This window comes from Vibrio sp. 1F253, assembly GCF_041439295.1.
Classification (GTDB): Bacteria; Pseudomonadota; Gammaproteobacteria; order Enterobacterales; family Vibrionaceae; genus Vibrio; species Vibrio tasmaniensis_A.
Window position 1 is genome coordinate 1 of the sequence record NZ_JBGONU010000117.1, and the last position, 2,868, is coordinate 2,868.

General features: G+C 41.7%; 2 protein-coding genes and 1 pseudogene. 2 read left to right on the top strand and 1 reads right to left on the bottom strand.

From position 1 onward, the window contains the following. Positions 1-995 precede the first annotated feature (995 nt). The gene (locus tag ACED28_RS23000; protein WP_017098701.1) at positions 996-1,907 is read left to right on the top strand and encodes a hypothetical protein; all 912 of its coding nucleotides are present in this window, start codon (positions 996-998) and stop codon (positions 1,905-1,907) included. 1 nt (position 1,908) lies between these two features. Beyond that, entirely contained in the window at positions 1,909-2,322 is a 414-nt protein-coding gene (locus tag ACED28_RS23005; RefSeq protein WP_017098702.1) for a hypothetical protein, read from the top strand. A 273-nt stretch (positions 2,323-2,595) separates the two neighbouring features. On the opposite strand, the pseudogene ACED28_RS23010 reads toward ACED28_RS23005, so the two are convergent. Then, positions 2,596-2,868: pseudogene (locus ACED28_RS23010) on the bottom strand (group II intron reverse transcriptase/maturase); the annotation flags it as partial.

The following is a 2,868-nucleotide window of genomic DNA, read 5'->3' on the forward strand; positions in this document are numbered from 1 at the left end:
GGTTCACTCGTTAAGCGGTGAACAGCGCTTCATACGACTTCACGTCGCACGCCCCAAGATGTGTTTAGAGCGCAAGAACCCACCATGAGATTTCTTTGTGAAACAAGCTGTTTCACAATTGTCCAACAGGTTGTTTCGTAAATCACCTCTGCTCCAACCCGGTTCTGATCTCGTCGCTTCGGCAATAGAACTAACTAATGTGCAAAATATGCACATTGCTTATCAAGCAACTATCGAGGATTCCTCGGTAGTTGAACTGTTGCAATAATTGCCCGAGCAACGAGAAAGCTCAGTGATTGCAGATTCTGCAACAACTCATATCTGCCCCTTTTCTAGTTAGACGCTCATTTCGCAGTGTGCGAATCGCAACCTGCGGAATGAACTTCTCTTCCCCTTAAAGTATTTATAAACCATACATTTACGTGGTAAATCTAAAGGGATCTAGCTTAGCTTGTCTAAAACACAGACACGACCATAACTACAAAAAGTAGCTCTATTACGCGCGACCAGCGGTCAATAGTAGCTGGTATTGACCGCCTTCAGTTCGGAATTCGTTTTCTAAAAAAAACGACAACTTTTGCACCTACAATTAATTGTTACAAAACATGCGCTTAGGTTGCTTTTTATTGTCGGATTTCACGGTGAAATTGACAGATAACCAACAGGGTTGGAAGCTTTACTAAGCGGCTTTCCGACAGCAAATATTATTCTCAATTTTCTATTTTACGTGATAACTGTAGCTTCAAGCTTGTCTGACTCGTTTGTGCCCCAAAATTCGCTAGAACAAATAATCTATAAGATCTGTGTCGTTCATTTTACCCTACAAAAAGTTATCCGATAGATTTCAACTCAACACGATTGAGTCTCCATTATGCTTGTTTGGCCTGTTAGATTGCCTATTTAGTTGGTTAAATCGTCGGATTATCTTATTAAGGATGATAAGTTACTGAAAATATTGTTATTATCCTTTTTATTTATCAGTTAAGCCGACTCCCATGAGATATGAATCAGCTCCTGTAGCTCCAGAAGAAAGACAAGAAACCACAAGAGAAAGAGCGGAGCGTCACCGGCAAGAGCGCCGAGCGGAATTAACCTATACTGCAAAAGATTATAAACGTTGGGCTGAAGATAGAGAACGCGTTCTTGCAGAGCGTGCTGCTGCACAACAGGCCTACGATCTTACTGAAAGAGAGTGGAATAAGGAATTACAAGAGCAAGCGAAAGAATATAAGTGGGATACGTCTCAACAAACCAATGTCAGCATTGCTGTGATGACTGTTGAGGAAGCGAACGAGTATTTAGATTTACTCATGAAAGACACTCACGGTGAGCTTTCTACAGGTAAAGACTACACAGGCGTAAGTATGGGCTTAAAAGGTGCCTATGAGGTAGCCAAAGAGCTTGGTGGATTGGGAGCAACCGCTAAGGCGGTCGATATCAATGGAGTGACGAATATTGTGGTTGAGAACTACAAGCCTCGATATTTAGATCTCGGTATTCGTTGGCAGGAAGCGACACCTCAAATGCTTAAAATCGGCTACGCACTGAATACTGTTAAAGGTAATGTTAATTTCGTGAAAGGTAACATCTATGTAGAACTTGTTTTCAGTGGCGCAGTCAATGCCGTAGATTACATACTGCATGATGAAAAAAACTTGGGTGAGGTTGTCGGTCAATATTCTGCTGACGTGGTCAAGGGGGTTGTTGCAGGTGTAGTCGCTCAAGGTATTTTACTCGGCTCACGTGCGGCACTAGGGTTGCTCTTTGGTTTTTCTTTACCAGTTGCCGTTGGGCTGGGCTTGTTTGCTTATTCCGCCTTCAAGATTGGTGGTTACATTTCAGACTTAGACGACGAATATAAGTTTACCGAACCAATGAAAGAAGCAGTAGAAGAGTTAATTGATTAATATGACAGACTTACTGAAGAAGCTTTCTGCTTTGCTATTCTTTATCGCCATAACGCTATGGTGCGCTTTTGGTGTTTATGACTTGAGCAATTTAGTAAAAAGCGTAGATATTGAGCCCATCATTAAAGTATCGGGATACTTTAACAATACATCTTCATTTGTACTATTTGGCTTTTTTCTTCCTTGTATCCCAATGGCACTACTCAATATATTTTTAAATGTACAACTACCAAAATTAACACTTAAATTAATGTTATTTGGAGCGTTGGTTTTTGCTGTGTTAGGTCACTACTTTGACTCTATGCTAAGGCAAGAAATCAGAGATAACAGCTATGTCGAATGCCCAACAAAGAGAGAAGTGGCTTTGAAATCCTCAAGTCGGACGTATGTTTTAGACTCTAGTCTGTGTGAATAGATTGTCGTTCGCTTTCTTGGCGCACAACAACCTGCTAGCGCATGTAAACCGGTGCGCTAGCATTCAATAACGCGGTTTGCAATACTTCGAGTTATCCATTATTTGCTAACATTTCATCATTTCCTAAATGACTTTTGTCCAACAACGAGCTAGCTTAGATCTGTCGGGTGGACGACACTTGTTACCAAGTGCCGTCTCCCTAAGAACCCAGCGTGCAACTTTCACTGCACTAGGCTCAAGCCTCCACAAAGGCATCAAATGATACTCAGCAACTTATAAAGCAGTCGGAGCAGGTTCGTTCCAATAGTTACGAGCTAGCCTTTTGGACTTCCTTTTAGCCAAGTATTCTTGGTATTGAGGGTAAAATGGTGTCACTGCACTTCGGATTTTTCACATGCCTTTCTATTGGCACTTTGGCTATTTGGAAGAGATTGAACTGGCAATCCATATCCATGATCTTCTGCCAACCGTGAAACTGCCACTGGCCTTTTCGGTTGATGAAGTATTTTAGGGCGATCCAAGTTTTAGACTTTGTTGGATGACGCC